This is a genomic window from Streptococcus sp. Marseille-P6264, assembly GCF_902460355.1.
In the GTDB taxonomy this organism is placed as follows: Bacteria; Bacillota; Bacilli; order Lactobacillales; family Streptococcaceae; genus Streptococcus.
In genome coordinates this window covers 1-21060 of sequence record NZ_CABPTO010000006.1, presented here as the reverse complement: position 1 = coordinate 21060, position 21060 = coordinate 1, and the positions used below count along the sequence as shown (strand labels likewise).

The following is a 21060-nucleotide window of genomic DNA, read 5'->3' as shown; positions in this document are numbered from 1 at the left end:
TCCTCCATCCCTTCTATTCTATCATAAAAGTGGGGGAAATCCTCGCATAAAATACTGGTGGATAGATAATTTGAAGCTGCTTATTTTTTTCAGCCTGATAATAGCGATGAAAGTGCTGGTAATAGGACGTCAAGTCTCTTGTTATTTGGCAAAAGGAGCTGGCTTGGACAGGCCGAACCTGCGGATAAAAATCCTCGGTTGACTTGGTCAGAAGATTGTCTCCTTTTTGATAGAGCTGAGCTTGGAGCCTCATCCAGCGAGGCTGCTGGTAATAAAGCTGCTGACGAACATAGCGACAAATTTCAGGATCCTGCCGAGCCAGATAACTTTCTAGCCCTTGCTTCTGAAAGGGGCTGCGCAAGACGGATAAAAGGCAGCCTTGGCCAAAAGAAAAGGATTTGACCTTGTACTGAGCTCGTCCATGTAAGTCCTCGTGAATGAGATATTTAAGCCGAAGCTCCTGCTTTCTCTCATCCAATTCCCAAAGATGAAAGCCCATATTTTGACTGAAATAAAGAAAGTCCTTTTGCAGTCTCGTCAACGACTGTCTTAGCCATAATTTCTTGCCCAAGAGCCAGAGGACCTGATAGCCATGCTGGCGATAGGACAGGGTTCGTTCTTCAAGTCTTTCCTGACTGAGTGGACTGCATTGGACCTCCAGGGCTATACGACCGTCCAACAAAAGATCAGCAATCTGCTTTATCTCAGGCAAAAAGGCCTCCACCTGAACCTCTTGGCTTTGCTTCCCCCAGATATAAAGTCCAGCTTTCAGGTTCAAATGCTCCGCACTTTCATTTTCCGCATAAAACGAACAATTTTCAAGAGAAATATGAGCAAAATGCGGTCGCATGACCCTTCCTTTTTTGAAGCGAACCGCTCCCGAACAGGCCGGACAAAAGAGTTGTTCGCCTAGAGACGGCTGATTTTCCATGGCATTCAGCAAAATCCCCTCTTCATTTTTCGCAAGCAACATGAGTATTTCCCTTCCAAAACAATGTCTTTTATATCTTTATTCGTAATTAAAAAGCCAAAGTGAGAACTTGTGAACATAGAACAAAGAAACCACTTCCTACTTTCTTGCTAATTTCCCCAAAGAAAAACGAGCTGAAAAAATTCCAGACTCGTTTTTCCTTATCCAAATAAATTCTGATTCTTCTTTTCAGGAACTTTCAAAAAGAGGGCAAGCAAGAGTACTAGGCCGATAATGGCTGTCAACATAAGATTCATCCTATCATAGCCCAAGTGATCCAAGATAGACCCTGACATATTCTGAATGAAAATCGTGCCCAAATTTCTCCCTGTCTGGAGCAGCGCAAAGGCTGTCACCAAATATTTTTCATCTACCAGATTTGCTACGATGCGCAGACTAAGCATGGTCAGTACCATACCAGAAGCATGTTTAGAAAGCAGGGTGACTGCAATTTTCGAGCATAAGCCAAAGTTCACAGCATAAACCGCATACTGGAGGAGCATCATGCCCAAGCAAATATAGAGCAACTTTTTGACAGAGATTTTATCCATGAAAAGGTAGGAATAAAAGATTAAAGGCGCCTCGCACAGTACAGAGACAGCCACAACAGTTGTTGCCCAATCAACACTCAAACCGCTGGATTCTAGCATGGAGGGAATATAAGTGTGACCTGTATTTCCCACACCAGAGTAAAGGGCAACAAGAAAAAGATAAAAAAGATAGGTTCTGTTTTTAAGAATGGCTGAAAAGAGCGAATTTCCTCGTTTTTCAGTCTTTTTAGTTAATTTATCCCGCTTGGGATTCATGCCAAGAACCCCTATAATACTCAGCAGCATAGTCCCGATAAAGACCAGATAGATGGCCTGGGGAGAAATATTCTTATAAATCAAACCTGCCAGCTGTGAACCGACGGCGTAACCGATCGTTCCCCAAATTCGGATTTTCCCATATTTATAAGGACTTTGGGTTGCCAGTACATCCATCACGGTACCCACCCCATTGATGAGCATCAAGACAAAACTGTACCAGATGGCTAAAAGCCATAGATTATCAGCCTCCATGAAAAAGATGTCTCCCATAATAATCAGGAAAAAACTGATAAGCGAAACCCTCTTGATACCAAGTGTATCAGTTAACAGCCCCATGATTGGCTGAGCCAGCATGGAAGAAAAGAAAGAAGCTGATACGACGATAGATACTTGACCAGCCGTGTACCCCTTATCCAGCATATAAACGGATATCAAGGTCGAAAACAATGAATTGGACAGAAAATAAAAATTATACATCAAAAAATAAGCCAAATAGCTATTAGAAAACTTTTTTCCCATCATCAAAACCTCTCCAAAAATAGAATAAAACCCAGTTTTTAGGAACTGAGCTTTATTTCAGCTTGCAAGCTAAATGCAATCATTTATTTATTTTTTTCTAGCTTTTGCTTTAGCTTTTCTCGATTTCCGATTCTCAATATAGAAAATCAGGATAATAATGACAATTGGCAAGGCAATTAACCAGCGGTTGCTTAGCAAGTCACTGTACCAAGTTTTATTATTTTCTTTCTTAGTTACTTCTTCTTTGGCAGACTGGGTAACAGAAGCATCTACTTCCTCCACTTTCATCTCATCAGAGATCTTTGGAGAGAGCGTGTACAGATCATTTCCAGCCTTCAAGACACCATTCTCAACTACAGGCTTTGCCTTCGCATCTTTTTTGATTGTCGCATAAAAATCTTCTGGCAGATTGTAAGTTTTTCCATTAATCTCCTGCTTCCCTTTAGAGAACAGTTTCTTGTACTCGTAGTCAGCATAAGATTTTTCGATCAAGGCATTTCCAAATGGATGACGGTAATATTCACCGTCTTGGTCAGACCAGTCGCCAACGCCCATGATAACGCCAATCACGCGCTGATTTCCACGCTTGACAGTTGCAATGTAGTTGAAGGCACCATTTGGGCTTGAGCCCGTCTTCAGACCATCTACTCCCTCTAGAGCATAGCGAGCACCCGGCAATGAGTAATTATAAGTCTCAAATGTTTCTTCATAAGGTGTGCCAGCCTTGACAGTTACTTTAGCCTGATTGGTATAGTTTAAAATATCTGGATAGTTTTTTACAAAATTATAAGCTAAAATCCCTAAATCACGCGCAGTTGTTTGGTTGCTAGCGTAGTTATTATATCTCTGAGGAGTATAGTAACCTTTAAAGGAAACTGCTGCAGCACCACTGGCATTAAACCATTTGGTATTGGTCATGCCCAGTTCCTGCGCTTTCGCGTTCATCTTATCCAAGAAAGCATCAGGATCATTATCTGATAGGTAATTTGCCAGCATCACTGTTGTTGCGTTAGAAGAGGGCACAACTGTCATGGTAATCAGCTCAGAAACAGTATAATTAACCCCAGCTACGATTTTATTGTTGGAAATTTCATAAATTTCCGCAATAGCTTGATCTTGCGGCGTCGCTTTAATTACCGTATCTAAACTGAGTTTTCCCTCTTTAATGGCTTCAAAAACCAAGTACAAGGTCATGATCTTACTCATGCTGGCTGGATCGCGAATTTCATCAATGTTATCCTGCCACAGGATATCTCCCGTATTTCCGTCAATCATCAAAGATGACTTAGGACGATTGATTGCTTGTACATTTTCATTGGGATACATTTTTCGTGCCATATCTACCAATTCATCTGCCGCAGCAGAAAGCGGTGATAGAAAGGCAGACAAAATCAATCCAAACACCAAAAACTTCTTCTTCACATTTATCCTCCAAAAAATCATTCCTAACTAGTATATCATATTTTTAATCAGGTTTTTGATAAATATAAAAAATCCTACCTAAAAATTAGATAGGAAATAGATTATTAGGCTTCTAATGAACTCAAAGCTTCCTTGTCAGCAATAATCACGACATCTTCATGGCCTTGAAGGGCGCTAGCTGGCAAAGCTTCTGTCACCTCACCTCGAACTGTTCCTGCGATGGCTTGAGCTTTAGAAGCGCCATAGGCAAATAGAATGATTGATTTTGCATCTAAGATATTCCGAATACCCATTGAGATAGCTTGGGTTGGTACGTCCTCAATCTTCTCAAAGAAGCGAGCGTTCGCTTCGATAGTTGACTGCTCCAAATCGACGATATGGACAGTGCTATCAAAACTAGTTCCTGGCTCATTAAAGCCAATATGACCATTGGTGCCAATTCCCAAAATTTGCAAATCTACTGGGTGGTCAGCCAAGACTTGGTTGTAGCGTTTCACTTCTGTTTCCGCATCTTCTGCTGCACCATTTGGCAAAAAGCTTTCTTTAAAAGGCTTTTTATTAAACAGCTGCTCATTCATAAAGTAACGATAAGACTGAGGATTATCTTCTGAAAGTCCAACATACTCATCCAAGTTTACACTGGTCAGCTCTGACAAATCTAGGTCACTAGCAATGATTTGCTTATAAAACTCAATCGGGCTGCTTCCTGTCGCTAAGCCCAGTGTTTTAGCCCCTTGAGCCAACTTCTCCTTCAAGATTTCTAAAGCTACCTTTGCGCCTTCTACTTGATTCTCAACACGAATAACTTTCATTCTGTTCTCCTATTTTTCTTGATTGATTCCTTATTTTATTATATGGTATAGACCAATTTTTGTCAAGTAGATTCTGCTCAATTTTTCAAATTTTACTGAAGGACTTAGCGTCAAATCGTGGTATAATAAAAGAATGCTATTACCAATGCTTATAATCTTTTTACTAGAAATTGCCCTTTTTACCTCTGGGCTTTTCTTAAAAAAACATCTCGGTTGGCAACTAATTTTTTTATGCCTGGGAACTTTCTTTATCAGTATTCCCTTTTTGCTTGCCGCCTACTATATTTGGATCATGAGAACTATTTAAGGAGATAGAATGAATACTGCTGATTTTGATTTTCACTTGCCGGAAGAACTGATTGCTCAAACTCCTCTGGAGAAGCGAGACTCTTCTCGCCTGCTCATTGTAGACCGGGAAACTGGCCAGTTTAGTGACCAACATTTTGACAATATTATTGACCAACTTGAGCCAGGTGATGCCTTGGTTATGAATAACACCCGTGTCCTGCCAGCCCGCCTTTATGGAACCAAGCCTGAAACTGGTGGTCATATCGAACTCCTACTCTTGAAAAATACACAAGGAGACTTCTGGGAAGTCCTAGCCAAGCCGGCCAAACGTCTAAGAGTCGGAGCGCGTGTTTCTTTCGGCGATGGTCGTTTGACTGCCACTGTTACAGAAGAGCTGGAGCACGGTGGACGGATCGTTTGCTTTGATTATCAGGGCATTTTCCTAGAAGTTCTAGAAAGTTTGGGTGAAATGCCCCTGCCACCCTATATCCACGAGAAGCTAGAAGACCGTGAACGCTACCAGACAGTCTATGCCAAAGAAAACGGCTCTGCTGCCGCTCCTACCGCTGGCCTCCATTTCACAGAGGAATTGCTGGATAAAATTGCGGAAAAAGGCGTTAAACTCGTCTACCTGACGCTGCATGTCGGACTCGGAACCTTCCGTCCTGTATCAGTTGACAATCTGGAAGAGCATGAGATGCATTCCGAATTTTATAGCTTGTCTGAAGAAGCAGCTGAAACCCTGCGTCAAGTCAAGGCAAACGGCCACCGCATCATTGCTGTCGGCACCACGTCCATTCGTACTTTAGAAACAATCGGCAGCAAATTCGATGGTCAAATCCAAGCCGACTCTGGCTGGACCAATATCTTTATCAAGCCAGGCTATCAGTGGAAGATTGTCGATGCCTTTTCGACCAACTTCCATTTGCCAAAATCAACCCTTGTCATGCTAGTATCAGCTTTTGCTGGACGCCAACTGACACTGCAAGCCTATGAGCATGCTATCGCTGAGCGCTACCGCTTCTTTAGCTTTGGCGACGCTATGTTTATCAAATAATACAGGTGAATCTATGAATAAAATCGAAAGTAGGCATCGCCTCATCCGCTCCCTTATCATGGAAAAAAGAGTCCATACCCAGCAGGAACTCCAAGAACTACTGGAAGCAAATGGCGTCATTGTAACCCAGTCTACCCTTTCTCGTGACATGAAAACTCTCAATCTAGTCAAGGTGACTGAAAACGACAGATCTTACTATGTCATTAACAGCATCGCCCCTTCTCGTTGGGAGAAAAGGCTGCGCTTCTATATGGAAGATGCCCTAGTCATGCTCCGCCCCGTTCAGCATCAAGTCGTCATGAAAACCTTACCCGGACTAGCCCAATCCTTTGGTGCCATTTTAGACGCTCTAGAGTTGCCCCAGATTGTTGCTACCGTCTGTGGAGACGATGTCTGCCTGATCATCTGCGAAGATAATCAAGCTGCTATCGAATGCTTTGATAAACTCAAAGAATTTGCCCCCCCATTTTTCTTTAGTAAATGACAAAAGAGTTGGAAAATCCAACTCTTTTCATTTTGATTCACAGTTTTTACTTGGAAAAATCAGCAAAACTGATATCTATCCTAGCAATTTTACTCTCCTGCCAAGCGGTAAATGGTCTCAGCATAGATATCCATCGCACGATAGAGATCATCTAAAGATGCTCTTTCATTGGCTTGATGTTCCGTCTGCTCTACTCCTGGGAAAAGAGCGCCAAAGGCCACACAATTTGGCATCGTCCGAGCAAAGGTTGCCCCACCAGAGGACATAGCTGGACTAGTATCGCCAGTCTTTTCTTGATAGATAGCCATCAGGGTGCTGACCAGTTCGCTGTCCTTAGGTACATAAAGCGGAGCCAGATAGTCAAACTCTTCATAGTCCAGCTGGTAGCGCCCAGCAATATCCGCTAGTTGTGCCACTAACTGATCTTTATCCGCTAAGACAGGAATCCGAATATCAATACGGATTTCAGACCTTTCTGAGTTCAGTGTCAGACCTGCAATGTTAAAGGATAGTCTGCCAGACGGTTCATCTGAAATGTCACCAAATAAACGGCAACCAGTCGCATCTTCTCCCACCGCTTCTGCAATAAAAGCCAGAGCAGGATGAGCTTGTAAAGGCTGCAAAACTGTCGCCAGCCGAACAATAGCATTGATACCTTCAGCTGCATCCTTAGCATGCTTAGGTAGACCGAGAACAGTGACTTGCTGGTCATTTTGCTCGTAGTCAAAAGAAGCTGCTTGCAAACCTGCAACGACCTGCTTCAAAAGTTCTCCTTGATAGCTAGCCTTGCCAGGCACAACATTAAAGGCCTCTCCTGCTTCTAGCTCTAGCTGTTCTGAACCAGGACCATGCAGCTTGACCTGTAAGAGGCCTTTTTCAGCATAGGTCAGAGGGAAGGAAGAATCTGGTGCAAAGCCAAGCGTCGCTGTTTCTTCAAGTTCATTATACCGCCCCATACAGCGCCAAAGTGTCTCTTCGTCCGTACCAAAGATAAAACGAACCCGCTTTTTAAATTTTACTCCGCTATCTAACAGAGCCTTGACTGCGTAAAGAGCAGCCATTGATGGTCCCTTATCATCTTGGACACCACGTCCGAAGATCCAGCCGTCTTTGATAGTTGCCTCGAACGGCGGTGTCTGCCAATCTGCTTCATCACCTGATGGAACAACATCCAAATGACAGAGAACGGCCAGGAGCTCTGCTCCCTGACCGATTTCTGCATATCCGTAATAACCTTTAGGGTCAAAATAGGTAGTGAAACCTAAACTTCGACAAATCTCTAAAGTTTTTTCTAGGACATCTTGAATTGCTTGTCCAAAAGGTGTTCCATTTTCTCCTTCATTGAGTACCGAAGGGTAGGAGATCAAGGTTTTTAATGATGTAAGAAATTCATCTTTAACTTGATTTGTTAAATATGTTTTCATGGAATCACCTCACTCACTCTTTATAGGAATGGAATGAACGTTCCAAGGAGAAGAAGGGCGATAGTCACTACAATGATAGCAACTACAAGTTTGCCCATGAATTTCCACCAAGTACCAATGTTGATACGTCCAAGCGCAAGAGCTCCCATCACAATACCAGATGTTGGTGCGATCAAGTTCAAGACACCTGAAGCAGATTGGTAAGCAGTGATGATCAAGCTAGGACGTACATTGACAAATTCTCCGAGCGGAGCCATGATACCCATAGTCGCGCTGGCAAGACCAGATGAAGATGGGATCAAGAATGACATAGGCAGATAGAAGATATAAGTCAAAACGATAAAGACTTGTGAAGACAGACCGCTCAGGCCTTCTTTACCCCAGTTGAGGATAGTATCAGTAATCATACCATCGTTCATGATAACTTGGATACCACGGGCAATTGCCACGATCAAGGCTACACTGAGCAAGTCAGCAGCACCATTCATGAAGGCAGAGATAATCTTGTCTTCTTTAAGACCATAAACAACACCGATAAGGATACCCATAAAGGCGAAGAGCATTGCGCCCTCTGGGAAGTACCAAGTACCCAAAGCAGCTGTAGATGAGCCAACAATCTTACCGATAACTGGAAGACCAGTCAACCAAGTATTTAAGTCTCCAAAGAGAGTAATACCTAAGTCACTCCATGGAATGAAACTCAAGACCATCAAGACAAAGGTCAATACAAAGAGAACAAAGACATGTTTTTGTTTCTTAGTAAGAGTTGAATTAACGTTTTCTTCGTCTTCACCAACATTGAAGAATTTCATATCTTCATCACGTGTTGCATAAGTAAGAGACTTAGTTGGATCTTTTTGGATCTTATCAGCATACTTGTAAACGAACCAAGTGCTAAGACCAGTTAAAGCAAACCAGAAAATCAAACGAAGGATAATCCCTTCACCAAGACCTACACCTGCAGTTGATGAAGCAATACCTGTCGCAAATGGGTTCAAGGTAGATGCCAAACATCCTATTTGTGAACCGAGCAAGATAATGGCAACCCCAGTCAAGCTATCAAATCCAACAGCCATCATAACTGGCACAAGAAGAGGATAGAAGGCCATGGTTTCTTCACCCATACCATAAGTTGTACCACCGAGGGCAAACAAAGGCATGAGAACCAAAATCAACATCTTTTCGCGGCCCTTGTACTTCTTCACAATAGAAGCAATACCAGTGTCTAGCATACCAGTTTCATTGACAACACCAAGGAAACCACCAACCATGAGGATGAAGAAGGCTACATCGATCGCTGCACTTGTTTCCTTAATCAGCGAACCTTCCTCTGGATGAGTACCTAGCATAGCCCGAATCGGTGCCATGAGAACATCCCAAATCCCTTGCGGATTTTGAGGTTGGGCTTTGTAAACACCATCCACAAAGGCACCTGCAGGGATGATCCAAGTTAACACTGCCATAATAGCAATGATTATCAACAAGACGGTGTAAGATGAAGGCATCTTAAACCCTTTTTTAGCTTTTTCACTCAATTGTTTTTCCTCCTAATGTCTAACAAAGTGCAAAAAACCAACCACTTTCTTAAATAAATATTTAAGAAAAACGCTTTCTATTTATATTTATTTTACCACATTAAGGTCTAAAAAACTAGTATTTTTTGAAAATATCGCACTTATTTTCAAGAAATATTCCTAATTTGATATAAAGATGTTAGAAATTAAATACATCTTACCAGTAAAATAACTTATCCTTTTTCAATAATTGTTCCGCTTTCAGATTCAATCAAAGCTCCAAGGTTTTCAAGGGAAGTAATAACTGCTTTTCCTTCTGGACGGCCATTGACAAAAGCGATAGCTGCTTCTACTTTTGGAAGCATGCTTCCTGGTGCAAATTGGTCTTGTTTGATATATTCTTCCAGCTGAGCAACATTCACATGTTCCAATTTTGCTTGGTCTGGTTTATTGTAGTTTACAAAGACATAGTCTACACCAGTTAAGACGATGAAGAGGTCAGCTTCGACTAATTCTGCCAAGCGTTGAGAAGCAAAGTCCTTATCAATAACAGCTTCCACACCAGCCAAATGACCGTTGTCTTCCTTGATGACTGGAATTCCACCACCACCAGCAGCAACGACCACTTGACCAGCATTCAAGAGGGTACGAATTGTTTCGATTTCCTTGATATCAACAGGTTTTGGTGAAGCAACAACCTTACGCCAACCGCGGCCGGCATCCTCTTTGAAAGTCGCTCCGCTCTTTTCAGCTTCTGCTTTTGCTTCTTCTTCTGAGTAGAAGGGACCAATTGGTTTGCTCAAGTTAACAAAAGCTGGGTCATTCTTATCGACAACAACTTGGGTCACAACTGAAGCAACATCTTTTTCGATACCTTCATCCAAGAGAGCATTTTGCAAGGCATTTTGCAGCCAGAAACCGATGCTACCTTCTGTCATAGCAACAAGTGAATCGAGTGGGAAAGCAGGGTTCTTTTCAGAATCGGCAGCCAAGTGTTGGAGCAAAAGATTTCCAACTTGAGGACCATTACCGTGAGTGATGATCAAATCATCTCCATTTTTGATCAGTTTTACAAGATGCTTAGCTGTTTCCACCAAAGCTTCCTGTTGAGCTTTTGCTGACGGATCAGAAGAAAGAATCGCATTTCCTCCCAAAGCTACTACAATTTTACGATTTGCCATAAATTCTCCTTTATCACATTCAATTGAATGCCTTTAGATTTCTGTTTAATATTTTTTCAAATTTTTATAAGAAATAACAGATTTCCATCATATAAAAGAGGACTGGACTAAAGCTATTAGTCGCAGCCCTCATAGCTGTTGGTATTACGGTTTATAAATTATACTTTTGGAATGTAAAGGTTGCCGAGTGTAGCAGCCATAACAGCTTTGATTGTGTGCATACGGTTTTCTGCTTGGTCAAAGTGGCGAGCATATTTGCTGCGGAAGACTTCGTCTGTTACTTCCATTTCTTCTACGCCAAATTTTTCAGCGACATCTTTACCGTAAACAGTATTTGTATCGTGGAATGCTGGCAAGCAGTGCAAGAAGATCAAGTCTTCATTGTCAGCTTTCTTCACCAATTCCATGTTAACTTGGTAAGGTTTCAAAAGTGCAACGCGTTCTGCGAATTTATCTTCTTCACCCATAGATACCCAAACGTCTGTGTAAAGTACATCTGCACCTTTAACAGCTTCGTCTGCATCTTCAGTGATGAGGATATGTGCGCCGCTTTCTTTAGCAAAGCCTTCTGCCAATTCAACAATTTCTTTTTCTGGGAAGAGTTCTTTTGGTGAGAAGATATGAACGTTAACGCCAAGGATAGCTCCTGTTACCAGCAAGCTGTTGGCAACGTTGTTACGTCCATCACCACAGTAAACCAATGTCAAGCCTTCCAAACGACCAAAGTTTTCTTGAACTGTCAAGTAGTCAGCAAGCATTTGAGTTGGGTGCCATTCATCAGTCAAACCATTCCATACTGGAACACCTGAGAATTCTGCCAATTCTTCTACCATGCGTTGGCTGAAACCGCGGAATTCAATCCCGTCAAACATACGTCCCAATACTTTAGCTGTATCTTCTGTAGATTCTTTCTTACCAAGCTGAATATCATTAGCACCAAGGTATTCTGGATGTGCACCAAGGTCGATAGCTGCTGTAGTAAAGGCTGCACGCGTACGAGTAGATGTTTTTTCAAACAAGAGAGCGATATTCTTACCAGCAAGATAGTGGTGCTGAATATTGCGTTTCTTCAAGTCTTTCAAGTGAGCTGAAAGTCCGATTAGATATTCTAATTCTGCACGAGTAAAGTCTTTTTCTGCAAGGAAGCTACGTCCTTGGAATACTGAATGTGTCATTCTGTTATTTCCTCTTTCTAGTTATTAAATTTCTATTGATAAATTGTCGAACACGAATTAAACTTCTTCACGTTCAAATGGCATAGACATACAACGAGGTCCACCACGGCCCCGAACCAATTCACTTCCGCGAATCTTGATCAAGCGAAGCCCGTATTCTTCCAAAATCTTGTTGGTTACGGTATTGCGGTCATACACCACTACCACACCAGGAGCGATTGTCAAGGTGTTAGAACCGTCATTCCATTGTTCACGTCCAGCTGCTACGATATTGCCGCCACCGCAACGAATCAAATGAACTTTTTCTACGCCAAGGTTTTGAGCCAGAAGTTCAGCCAAGTCACCTTTTTCTTCAACGATCTTCAGTTTTTCGTTTTCATAAGTAACGGAGTAAACGCGAAGGTCGCCTTCGATTTCTGGGTGAATGGTAAACTTGTCATAGTCAACCATAGTGAAGACAGTATCCAAGTGCATGAATTTACGGTTGTTAGCAAATTCAAAGGCCAATACTTTCTTGAAGCCAACATTCTTCTTGAAGATATTCACCAAAAGTTTTTCGATAGATGCTGCGTCTGTACGTTGAGAAATACCAACTGCCAATACATCTTTAGAAAGAACTAGCTCGTCCCCACCTTCGATACGAGTATCTTCTTCACGGTTGTAAACCAATTCCACTTTTCCAGCGTATTCTGGGTGATATTTGAAGATGTATTTGCCGTAGAGAGTTTCACGGTTACGAGTATCTGCAAACATGTGGTTGAGCGATACGGCATTACCAATGGTTGCAAATGGATCGCGTGTGAAGTAAAGGTTTGGCATTGGATCAATCGCAAATGGATAATCTGATTCTACCAAGTCAGTCAGACCTTTCGCTTCGTCAGGAATTTCTGGCAATTCAGCTTTTTGAACCCCTGCCATTGTTTTTTCAACCAATTCTTGGTTGTCCTTGATACCATGCAGCAATTCACGAATAGCTTTCTTCGTTTCGCGTCCACGAATATTTGCTTCTTCCAAATATTCTTCGATGAACTGTTCACGAATTTCTGGAGAAATCAAGGATTCAGCAGCCAATTTTTCGAGATAAAGAACTTCAATTCCTTCGTCACGAAGAGCTTGAGCGAATGCATCGTGTTCTTTTTGAGCATCTTCCAAGAAAGGAATGTCATCAAAAAGAAGACGTTCTAGGTAGTCCGGTAGCAAGTTTTCCAGCTCTTTGCCCGGACGGTGCAACATAACTTTTTTCAGTTTTCCAATTTCTGAGAAAACATGAATTGGATGTGTAGACATCTATTGTCCTCCTTTTCGTTGAGGTTTGGTTTCCCAATCCCTTTTATGTTATTATTCTATCATGAATTGGAAAGGCTTACACCTAAAATCTTACATTACAAATGCCAAATCCCTTGCGTTTTTTATAAAACATTGTAATATTTATTTATTTTAAAGCGTTTTCTTTGCATATTTTGATTGTTCTATTATTTTTAGGAATATATATTTTTTTGTAAAAAATATATGTTCAATTAATATTAGAATATGATCAGAAAAAACTTTTAAATGTGTAAAAATGTTTGAAAAAAGCCAATCAAATGATTGATTAGCTTCCTTCAAAATACCTCATAAAGTAATCTTTATTCTTAAATGTCAGTTTTTTATGCTCGTATTCAATCGCTCCTTCTTCTCTTAGTTTTTTTAGAACCTGATTAACTGTTTCACGTGTGGTGGCTCCTAGCTTGGCCAACTCTTTCATACTCAATGGAAACGGAAGTGTATCCTGCTCTTTGCACAAGTCCATGCACAAAATAGATAGAGACTGGGTCACGCGATCCGTAGCACTGGCTGAGACGACATTCCGTAAGCGCAATTCCTGAAATTCTAAAATCTGCGATAAACGCTTGGTGATAAACAACAGCTGATCAACATTCTTTTTTGAATAGTCTTCAAACAAGTCCATAGGAATGCTGAAGTACTCGACATTGGTAACCGCACTAGCCGTATAATGATAACGCTCATCGAAAAACATACCTCCATATGGAAACACACTATTCATTTTAATATAATCCATATAAGAAAAAGTATCAGTTGAATCGTACTGCTCGATACGAACATAGCCTCGATGCAGGAGGAAAAGGCGATCTCTACGGTCCCCTGAAAAGAAGATAATCTGTCCCTTGGGGATCTTGCGGAATTGAATCTCAATAGCAATCTTATCAAAAATTTCCACAGGAAAATGTGCAAATGCTGGATGCTGCCTAATAATCTGATAATGTTCCTTATTGATCATAATAACCCTTCTTACTTGCTATTAGTATTATAGCATAAATCCGCTTCCAAAAACAGAAATTATTAGACCAGTTTATTTTAATAATATGAAAGCAAATCGATAGCGATTGAGCTTTACTCGCTTGCTTTGAAAATTCGTTTTAAACATTCTCTCAGAACTTTTAAAATACTCCTGCTAATTTTCTAACAAAAAGAGAGGCTAGGAATCTTTTGTCCTAACCTCTCCTTACTATCCAAACTCGTTTAAACTCTTACCTTCTTTACTTGAGCCTCATTAAGCATTTTTACTCTTGGTATTAAAAATTGATAACGATAGAAACTTCTTAGTCAGAAATACCAGAGCAAGAAATTCTACCAAAATAATCACTTCAACCAGAATCGGCTGAGTCAGCCATCCAACTTGAACCAGAGCAGGAGCCAAATCAATCAAAGCATGAAAGGCCAGAGCCGCAAGAAAATAGAATATTTTTTTGTCTTTTACAGCTGCCCAAACCCAGAAAGTCAGAAATACTTGAATCGCAAGCGCTAAAATACGCTCAAAAGCTAGTAGGTAAATCTGCCCTACTTGTAGTCTTTGCACGTAAGAAATCATCGTTTGGGGTAATTGCGCTAGCAAGGCGCTGTCCCCTTGACTGACTAGATGAGCGAGGACAAACAGACTCAAGAGACCTGAAATACCGATGAAAAGAGCTTCGATCCCGCCGTGTCCTAAACCATAGGCCAGACTATCACCGATAGTCAGTGGACGCTTCTTTTGTAAATATCTAAAAATCACATAGCGCGCCGTCTCCTCAAAGATGGCCGCCGTTGCAATGCCATATAAAATATAGAGTAAGGGAGCAGTTTTCATCAGCGCAATTGTCCCATCAGCCTGAGGCTGTAGAACCAAGCGATGTAGGAGATTTTCAAAAATCTGACTGGACAGATAAAATCCGACCCCTCCCAAGAGGAAAACAAGCAGGGAAATCTGCTTGGTCTTTTTAAAATAAATTACTGGAATGACTACAGCGGCTAAAATCAGCACCATAGCAATCAAAATATGCGTTTGAAGCATGAAATCGTCTCCTCAACTATTAAAAGTTTTACTAGAATTATACCTTTTTCCTCCCAGATGTCAATCCTCTAAAAAGGCTGGTCAGAAAACTCACATTCAGAACAAAATGCGAGGATCAATCTCGCATTCTACAACTATTTTCTATAAAGAAACCTCATTCAGCAGGTTCATTGCAGAGCCTAGTTGCTGGGCCGATTTTAATTCATGTTGACCCGGTGCCACTCATTGATGATATAGGCAATTTGACCGACCTGATCAATACCAACTCCGCTGATCTCCTCACTGGCTTCTGTACTGCCACCTAGATAGGCTGTATAAAGTGCCACAATATAAGGCTTCTCCTCCATAACAATAGCATCAACATTAAGAGCTTCTCTAACATAACCAGGCTTTTGATAGATGGTCAAATCATAAAGATAACGTTTGTAATATTCACCAGGGAAGGAAACACCGATAAAATAAAGAATATCCTTGTATTTTTCTTGGTTATTCCACAGATACTCTAGAACTTGAATATAATAATCCGTTGTTGTTTTGTTTTCTCTGCTGATCGTCTTGACTTTAGCTTTTGACCGGCCATACCTTCCAAACATGCTGTAGGCCTTATCCATACCACCTAATCGCTCTGCTAGCGCATAAGCGGGCGTATTTTCAGAGTAAACCAAGGAATACTCCTGCATATCAGGAATAGACATGGCGCCATTGAAGGCCGCTACATAGTTATCGTGCTCTTCCTTGTATTCATAGCTGGTGTTGGTAATATCAAACCGCTCTTCCAGCGATAATTTTCCTGCTGCTACCTCATCAACAACCAACATATTAAGGGGGAGTTTATAAGTAGAGCCTGCTGTCATAGGCTGGGTATCATTCATGGCATAAGTTTGCCCACTTGTCAGATCTTTATAAGAAAAAGCAATCTGAGAAGAGTCAATTCCCATGTCATCCATGTAAGCCTGAACAACTTGTGGCAAGGTCATATTCGCATAATCGTAAGATAAGCCCAAGGCTTCCATGGTCGGAAAATCCTGCTCTATCACCTCTTGCTTCTCTTCCATTGTCTTGCTAGCACGCGCAGTCCCCTCAGACTTCGTTTCCTCTCCTTCTGTAGACTGTGAAGAAGCGATTGATTGACCTGCTTCTGCTATCTTTTTATCAGCTCGCTGTGGTTCCACCAAAAGACCCAAAAAACAAATAAATAAGAAAACACCACCGAACCAGCAAGCCAGTTTCTTTATGTCATTTTTAATCAAAGTTTTTCTCCTAATATTTTAGTATTATAAAAGATTCTCATTAAAATAACAAGTAGAAAGGTCAATTTAAGGGCATTTAAAAACGAATCATTGCGATCCGTTTTATAATTCTATTATTTAGCTGCTGCGTAGAGTTCATCCACTTTATTCCAGTTGATCACTGAGAAGAAAGCCTTGATGTAGTCAGGACGCACGTTGCGATATTTCACGTAGTAAGCATGTTCCCAAACGTCCAAGCCTAAGATTGGTGTCTTGCCTTCTGAGATTGGTGTATCTTGGTTTGCTGTTGAAGTTACTTCAAGTTTCCCTTCTTTGTTGACAACCAACCATGCCCAACCAGAACCGAAACGAGTTGTTGCTGCTGCTGTGAAGGCTGCTTGGAATTCTTCGAATGAACCAAATGTCGCATCGATTGCTGCTGCAAGTTCTGCTGATGGAGCAGTTTTTTCAGGAGTCATCAATTCCCAGAAAAGAGCGTGGTTCAAGTGTCCACCGCCGTTGTTGATCACTGCTTGGCGAATATCAGCCGGAATAGACTCAACATCTGCCAACAGTTTTTCTAAATCTTCACCAATTTCAGGATGTTTTTCAAGCGCTGCATTTACGTTATTCACGTAAGTTTGATGGTGCTTGTCATGGTGAAGGTGCATTGTTTCCTCATCGATGTAAGGTTCCAAAGCGTCGTATGCATAAGGTAGATCTGGTAAAATAATTGCCATTTACTTGTCCTCATTTTCTTTATTATTATACAAATCATAACGTAAAAACGCACATTTTTCAACTATTTTGCTTATAAATTTTCCTAATCTTTTAGAAGTTTTCTGTCGCGATTTTCAGCAAGACAAGGTCAAAAAGGTAATCCTTATCATAAAGGCCAGACTTGATCTGGTAGTCCGTTTCAATCAAGCAGGTCAGGGTTCTTTTCAGAAAGTTGAGGCTAAGCCCACGCGCATCCTTAAGCGCAAACTTGACTTGGAAGGGATTCATCTTGCGGCCTAGATAGTCTGATAAGTCCGACACGATTTGGCTCTCAGATCGGCCATTATCCGCCAAAATTTTAACCTGAGTAAACATCCGAAATTGACCTAACATGATAGCAATCAACTTGATTTCATCTTCACCCTGCAAGGTCAGATCGCGCACCAAACTCCGTGCCGCATCAATTTGTTTCTGTAAAATCAGCTGAGTCAAATCAAAAATGTTGTCCTGCAAGGTTTTGGGAATGGCCTCAGCAATGTCTTCTAGACTAATTTGTCCTGACTCCTTATAAGACTTCAGAAAAGCCAAGTTTTTACTGATTTCGCTAAAATGAAAGCCTGATTTGATCAGCAAGTGGTCAAAAGCCTTCGGAGCGAAGTCCAGACCTTCAAGCTGGGCCTGTTTGGTAAAATACTGACGTAAATCTGTTTCTTTAATCTCAGCTGCTTCAAAGATCTGTCCGTCGCGCTTGAGTATCTTGACTAATCTGCGTTTGCTGTCCAGCTTACCTTCCGCAAAAATGACTAATTTGGTCGTGCCACTAGGGGCTTCCAAATACTGCTCAAAGGACTTGAGCTCTTCATCCGATAAATAGCGCTTTTTTGCTGTCGTTAGATCCGCAAAATGATCTAAAATAATAATCTTTTCATCCGCAAAAAAAGGCAGACTGACTAGATCTAACTCCACATCTGCATAAGACGTTTCTTTCATGTCAAACAACGTGACATTCAAATCCGCTGGATCGTAGTGAATCTGTTTCAAAAACTCGTCTTTGAACAGCTCAAATTGCCCCAAGTCGTCTCCCGTCAAAATCGTTAAAGGCGGAAGGTTTTCGGGAGTGATTTTCCTAATTTTTTCAATTGCTAACACAGTGGCACTCCCTTCCTTTTTCTTGATTCTTAGTCATGTATAAATTGTAACAAAAAACAGCAGGAAAGTCTGCTGTTTTTCATCATTCTGATTAGAATATCAGGAGCTAAAAAAGTGTCCCAACTGCATGATGATTGTGACCAAAAGGGTGATAAGAAAGAGAACTCCGCCCAGCACGGCAATCATGCTAAAATCTTGCTTCTCCCTTTTTAGGGGTTTCTTTCGATTATCTAGCTGTTCTCGTATATGTTCTTGTAAAATGCCATTGTCCTTATTAGAACATCTGCTCCTCCTTTTCTGTTGATAGAAAGGAATTTGCTTTCATCGAAAGCAAGCCCTTGTCTTCTTAGCTTATAAAATTGCCTTGTAGGCTTCCAGATCAGCCTGATTCGCCACCTGTTTTTGCTTAGCAAGTGCCGCTTCCATCTCTGATGAGTGGGCAAGGACACTTTGAATCTTATCCACCATGCCTGAGACATTTTCTGGCGCATAAATGTGATTATCCGCAATAAATCGATGGCTATGACAAGTGTTTGTGAAACTGAGAATCAGCATGTTGTTCTCAAAAGCTGTGCGACATGCATTGAGGATTTCATCGCTGATATTGATATCTAGATACAAGTCACATCTCTCAAAAAGCTCTGCAACCTTTGCCGGACGAATATTTGGATAAAGCGAAACATTCGGATAACGATTGAGCCCCATCAAATGGCCAGACATTTCTGTGATGGCTCCTATATGGAAAGGTACATTTGGTAGCTGAGTCAAGAGCTGCTCTATTTGCTCAAGCTGATCACTATTGGTCAAGATCAAGGCTTCTGGATTCATATTATTAAGACGCTGGTAATCATAAATATAACCAATATTGTGGAAAGATTTCTTTTCTTCTGGTGTGTCCAAATCTCCTGTAAAATAACTGTAAGGAGACTCGACATCTGGTGAAAGATAGCCATCGTCTTGTACAACAACAGGACAATCAAGTCCTGTTGCTTTTAATGAACGTAACAAATCAAAACTTGCTTGATCATAGCGGTCAAACAAACAAATCATAGTGGTTATGCCTTTCTTTCTGAATCCTACTTAGTTAGTCTGAGCCGATCGAACCAGATCAGACCAGCGCTGGGCAATATGCTCATCAAGGTAAGGCTCAGCTACCTCACTCGCTAAACAATCTTTTTGTGCGGTAAAGAAAACCTCTCCAATGCTTGAAGAGGTTCGTTACTATGCTCAAGAATTGCTTCGTCTTTCTGAACGCAGACAAGTTGTCTTAAACGACATGGTAGCTCTAGCTCAGCCTTTACCAGAGTATGACATCTTACGGTCAATTCCTGGCATCGCAGAAACCATAGCGACATCTATCATTGGCGAATTGGGAAATATTCGTCGCTTTCAGTCTACCAATCAAATCAACGCTTTTATTGGCATTGACCTGAGACACTATGAATCTGGGAACTTTCTCGCTAAGGAACACATCACTAAACGAGGTAATCCCTATGCCAGAAAAATCTTGTTCAAGTGCATTCACAACATCGCTTCAGCTAGTCATACCAATCCCTGCCATATCGCTGACTTTTATGAGAAACGAAAAAGACAATCGACAATAGCTTCAACTAAGCCACATACGATTGCCTCTATACATCGTCTCATTCGAACAATGTATTACCTCATTACGCATAACAAACTTTACGATTATACTTCTACCCAAAATCGGTAAAACTATTTATGCCGTATTATGGTAACACCTTGTTTCAAAAATACCAGATGAGGTGTTTTTTAGCATGCCCTTTTATGGATCAAAAAGTGTTAAAAATAAGACAGTAACCTCAGAATAGCTACTCTCTGATCTCTTTTTTACTTAAAGCCCTGATAGACTTGACAAATGATAGAAAAGAGCCCAAAAACCCCAGATAGCCTTGAGCCATCCGGGGTTCTTATTTTCATCGCTAAAATGATATCAACAAAATTTCATTGTAGCCGATTTGTGGAACTTAGTCTTCTAAATCCATTTCAGAAGCTGCTGATCTCTTCTTCTTACCAAGAAGAGAGGCAGTTACCAAAGCAGCTACTCCTAATCCAAGACCAGCAAATTGGTTACTTGCAGTTCCTGTATTTGGTAAAGCCTTAGCGTTTGGAGTAACTTTGACTTGTCCTGGTTCTGCAGGCTGTGGCTTAGGTGCTTGAGAGTGATTTGTAGCACTTGAGATTGAAGCACTGTCAGACAAGCTAGCTGAGGTACTTGCGCTGTTGCTCATGCTTGTGCTGATTGAAGCACTTACGCTGTTGCTCATGCTTGTGCTTGCTGATTCTGAAGCACTGATTGAAGCGGATAGGCTATTACTCATGCTTGTGCTTACTGATTCAGATGCACTGATTGATGCACTTACACTGTTGCTCATGCTTGTGCTTGCTGATTGGCTAGCACTGATTGATGCACTTACGCTGTTGCTCATGCTTGTGCTTGCTGATTGGCTAGCACTGATTGAAGCAGATAGGCTATTACTCATGCTTGTGCTTACTGATTCAGATGCACTGATTGATGCACTTACACTGTTGCTCATGCTTGTGCTTGCTGATACTGAAGCACTGATTGATGCGGATAGGCTATTACTCATGCTTGTGCTTACTGATTCAGATGCACTGATTGATGCACTTACACTGTTGCTCATGCTTGTGCTTGCTGATACTGAAGCACTGATTGATGCGGATAGGCTATTGCTCAAGCTTGTGCTTGCTGATTCAGATGCACTGATTGAAGCAGACACGCTGTTGCTCATGCTTGTGCTTACTGATTCAGATGCACTGATTGAAGCACTTACGCTGTTGCTCATGCTTGTGCTTGCTGATTGGCTAGCACTGATTGAAGCGGATAGGCTATTACTCATGCTTGTGCTTACTGATTCAGATGCACTGATTGATGCACTTACACTGTTGCTCATGCTTGTGCTTGCTGATTGGCTAGCACTGATTGATGCACTT

At 41.3% G+C, this 21060-nt stretch carries 18 protein-coding genes and 2 pseudogenes; 3 read left to right on the top strand and 17 right to left on the bottom strand.

Annotated features, from left to right (window positions below):
• Positions 1-13: 13 nt before the first annotated feature.
• The 4 genes from FZ941_RS08115 to FZ941_RS08100 form a co-directional block, all read right to left on the bottom strand.
• Complete coding sequence (locus FZ941_RS08115) at positions 14-973, bottom strand: competence protein CoiA (protein WP_148887501.1); 960 nt, start codon at positions 971-973, stop codon at positions 14-16.
• A 158-nt stretch (positions 974-1131) separates the two neighbouring features.
• On the bottom strand, positions 1132-2298 hold the full coding sequence (locus FZ941_RS08110; RefSeq protein ID WP_187418408.1) for an MFS transporter: 1167 nt from the start codon (positions 2296-2298) through the stop codon (positions 1132-1134).
• Positions 2299-2385: 87 nt separating this feature from the next.
• Complete coding sequence (locus FZ941_RS08105) at positions 2386-3720, bottom strand: DUF1958 domain-containing protein (RefSeq protein WP_148887499.1); 1335 nt, start codon at positions 3718-3720, stop codon at positions 2386-2388.
• A gap of 104 nt (positions 3721-3824) precedes the next feature.
• Positions 3825-4532 carry a glucosamine-6-phosphate deaminase gene (locus FZ941_RS08100; protein ID WP_148887498.1) on the bottom strand — a complete coding sequence of 236 codons (708 nt, stop codon included), beginning with the start codon at positions 4530-4532 and terminating at the stop codon, positions 3825-3827.
• A 316-nt stretch (positions 4533-4848) separates the two neighbouring features.
• On the opposite strand from FZ941_RS08100, the gene queA reads away from it, so the two are divergent.
• On the top strand, positions 4849-5877 hold the full coding sequence (gene queA / locus FZ941_RS08095; protein ID WP_148887497.1) for a tRNA preQ1(34) S-adenosylmethionine ribosyltransferase-isomerase QueA: 1029 nt from the start codon (positions 4849-4851) through the stop codon (positions 5875-5877).
• 13 nt (positions 5878-5890) lie between these two features.
• Positions 5891-6361 carry an arginine repressor gene (locus tag FZ941_RS08090; RefSeq protein WP_125382432.1) on the top strand — a complete coding sequence of 157 codons (471 nt, stop codon included), beginning with the start codon at positions 5891-5893 and terminating at the stop codon, positions 6359-6361.
• Positions 6362-6450: 89 nt separating this feature from the next.
• On the opposite strand, the gene FZ941_RS08085 is transcribed toward FZ941_RS08090, so the two are convergent.
• The 12 genes and pseudogenes from FZ941_RS08085 to FZ941_RS08030 form a co-directional block, all read right to left on the bottom strand.
• Positions 6451-7785, bottom strand: coding sequence for a dipeptidase (locus FZ941_RS08085; protein ID WP_148887496.1), 1335 nt, complete (start codon positions 7783-7785; stop codon positions 6451-6453).
• 20 nt (positions 7786-7805) lie between these two features.
• Positions 7806-9320, bottom strand: coding sequence for a YfcC family protein (locus tag FZ941_RS08080; protein WP_045499182.1), 1515 nt, complete (start codon positions 9318-9320; stop codon positions 7806-7808).
• A 212-nt stretch (positions 9321-9532) separates the two neighbouring features.
• On the bottom strand, positions 9533-10480 hold the full coding sequence (gene arcC, locus FZ941_RS08075) for a carbamate kinase (RefSeq protein WP_015605470.1): 948 nt from the start codon (positions 10478-10480) through the stop codon (positions 9533-9535).
• 158 nt (positions 10481-10638) lie between these two features.
• Positions 10639-11655, bottom strand: a complete 1017-nt coding sequence (argF, locus tag FZ941_RS08070; RefSeq protein WP_005590765.1) for an ornithine carbamoyltransferase — start codon at positions 11653-11655, stop codon at positions 10639-10641.
• Between the two features lie 57 nt (positions 11656-11712).
• Positions 11713-12942, bottom strand: coding sequence for an arginine deiminase (arcA, locus tag FZ941_RS08065; protein ID WP_005590767.1), 1230 nt, complete (start codon positions 12940-12942; stop codon positions 11713-11715).
• Positions 12943-13246: 304 nt separating this feature from the next.
• Entirely contained in the window at positions 13247-13933 is a 687-nt protein-coding gene (locus FZ941_RS08060; RefSeq protein WP_148887495.1) for a Crp/Fnr family transcriptional regulator, read from the bottom strand.
• A gap of 273 nt (positions 13934-14206) precedes the next feature.
• A complete protein-coding gene (locus tag FZ941_RS08055; protein ID WP_148887494.1) occupies positions 14207-14986 on the bottom strand; it encodes a YhfC family intramembrane metalloprotease in 780 nt (259 codons plus the stop codon).
• Between the two features lie 197 nt (positions 14987-15183).
• A complete protein-coding gene (locus FZ941_RS08050) occupies positions 15184-16236 on the bottom strand; it encodes a serine hydrolase (protein ID WP_148887493.1) in 1053 nt (350 codons plus the stop codon).
• A 113-nt stretch (positions 16237-16349) separates the two neighbouring features.
• Positions 16350-16955 (bottom strand): superoxide dismutase SodA, encoded by a 606-nt coding sequence (gene sodA, locus FZ941_RS08045; RefSeq protein WP_062005403.1) that lies wholly within the window; start codon positions 16953-16955, stop codon positions 16350-16352.
• Positions 16956-17046: 91 nt separating this feature from the next.
• Complete coding sequence (gene holA, locus FZ941_RS08040; RefSeq protein ID WP_148887492.1) at positions 17047-18084, bottom strand: DNA polymerase III subunit delta; 1038 nt, start codon at positions 18082-18084, stop codon at positions 17047-17049.
• Positions 18085-18183: 99 nt separating this feature from the next.
• Positions 18184-18409 (bottom strand): annotated as a pseudogene (locus FZ941_RS10805) (XRE family transcriptional regulator).
• Between the two features lie 26 nt (positions 18410-18435).
• Positions 18436-19134 carry a hypothetical protein gene (locus tag FZ941_RS08030; protein ID WP_148887491.1) on the bottom strand — a complete coding sequence of 233 codons (699 nt, stop codon included), beginning with the start codon at positions 19132-19134 and terminating at the stop codon, positions 18436-18438.
• Positions 19135-19240: 106 nt separating this feature from the next.
• Here FZ941_RS08030 and FZ941_RS08025 point away from each other — a divergent pair.
• Positions 19241-19798 (top strand): annotated as a pseudogene (locus FZ941_RS08025) (transposase); the annotation flags it as partial.
• Positions 19799-20072: 274 nt separating this feature from the next.
• Here FZ941_RS08025 and FZ941_RS08020 read toward each other — a convergent pair.
• On the bottom strand, positions 20073-21060 hold a 988-nt coding region (locus FZ941_RS08020), incomplete at its 5' end, for an LPXTG cell wall anchor domain-containing protein (RefSeq protein WP_316246084.1).

What these genes read in the sequence shown, in the direction of transcription:
- FZ941_RS08115 (WP_148887501.1), bottom strand. Translation starts at nt 973, where the DNA reads ATGTTGCTTGCGAAAAATGAAGAGGGGATTTTGCTGAATGCCATGGAA.
- FZ941_RS08110 (WP_187418408.1), bottom strand. Translation starts at nt 2,298, where the DNA reads ATGGGAAAAAAGTTTTCTAATAGCTATTTGGCTTATTTTTTGATGTAT.
- FZ941_RS08100 (WP_148887498.1), bottom strand. Translation starts at nt 4,532, where the DNA reads ATGAAAGTTATTCGTGTTGAGAATCAAGTAGAAGGCGCAAAGGTAGCT.
- queA (WP_148887497.1), top strand. Translation starts at nt 4,849, where the DNA reads ATGAATACTGCTGATTTTGATTTTCACTTGCCGGAAGAACTGATTGCT.
- FZ941_RS08090 (WP_125382432.1), top strand. Translation starts at nt 5,891, where the DNA reads ATGAATAAAATCGAAAGTAGGCATCGCCTCATCCGCTCCCTTATCATG.
- FZ941_RS08085 (WP_148887496.1), bottom strand. Translation starts at nt 7,785, where the DNA reads ATGAAAACATATTTAACAAATCAAGTTAAAGATGAATTTCTTACATCA.
- arcC (WP_015605470.1), bottom strand. Translation starts at nt 10,480, where the DNA reads ATGGCAAATCGTAAAATTGTAGTAGCTTTGGGAGGAAATGCGATTCTT.
- argF (WP_005590765.1), bottom strand. Translation starts at nt 11,655, where the DNA reads ATGACACATTCAGTATTCCAAGGACGTAGCTTCCTTGCAGAAAAAGAC.
- arcA (WP_005590767.1), bottom strand. Translation starts at nt 12,942, where the DNA reads ATGTCTACACATCCAATTCATGTTTTCTCAGAAATTGGAAAACTGAAA.
- FZ941_RS08060 (WP_148887495.1), bottom strand. Translation starts at nt 13,933, where the DNA reads ATGATCAATAAGGAACATTATCAGATTATTAGGCAGCATCCAGCATTT.
- FZ941_RS08055 (WP_148887494.1), bottom strand. Translation starts at nt 14,986, where the DNA reads ATGCTTCAAACGCATATTTTGATTGCTATGGTGCTGATTTTAGCCGCT.
- sodA (WP_062005403.1), bottom strand. Translation starts at nt 16,955, where the DNA reads ATGGCAATTATTTTACCAGATCTACCTTATGCATACGACGCTTTGGAA.
- FZ941_RS08030 (WP_148887491.1), bottom strand. Translation starts at nt 19,134, where the DNA reads ATGATTTGTTTGTTTGACCGCTATGATCAAGCAAGTTTTGATTTGTTA.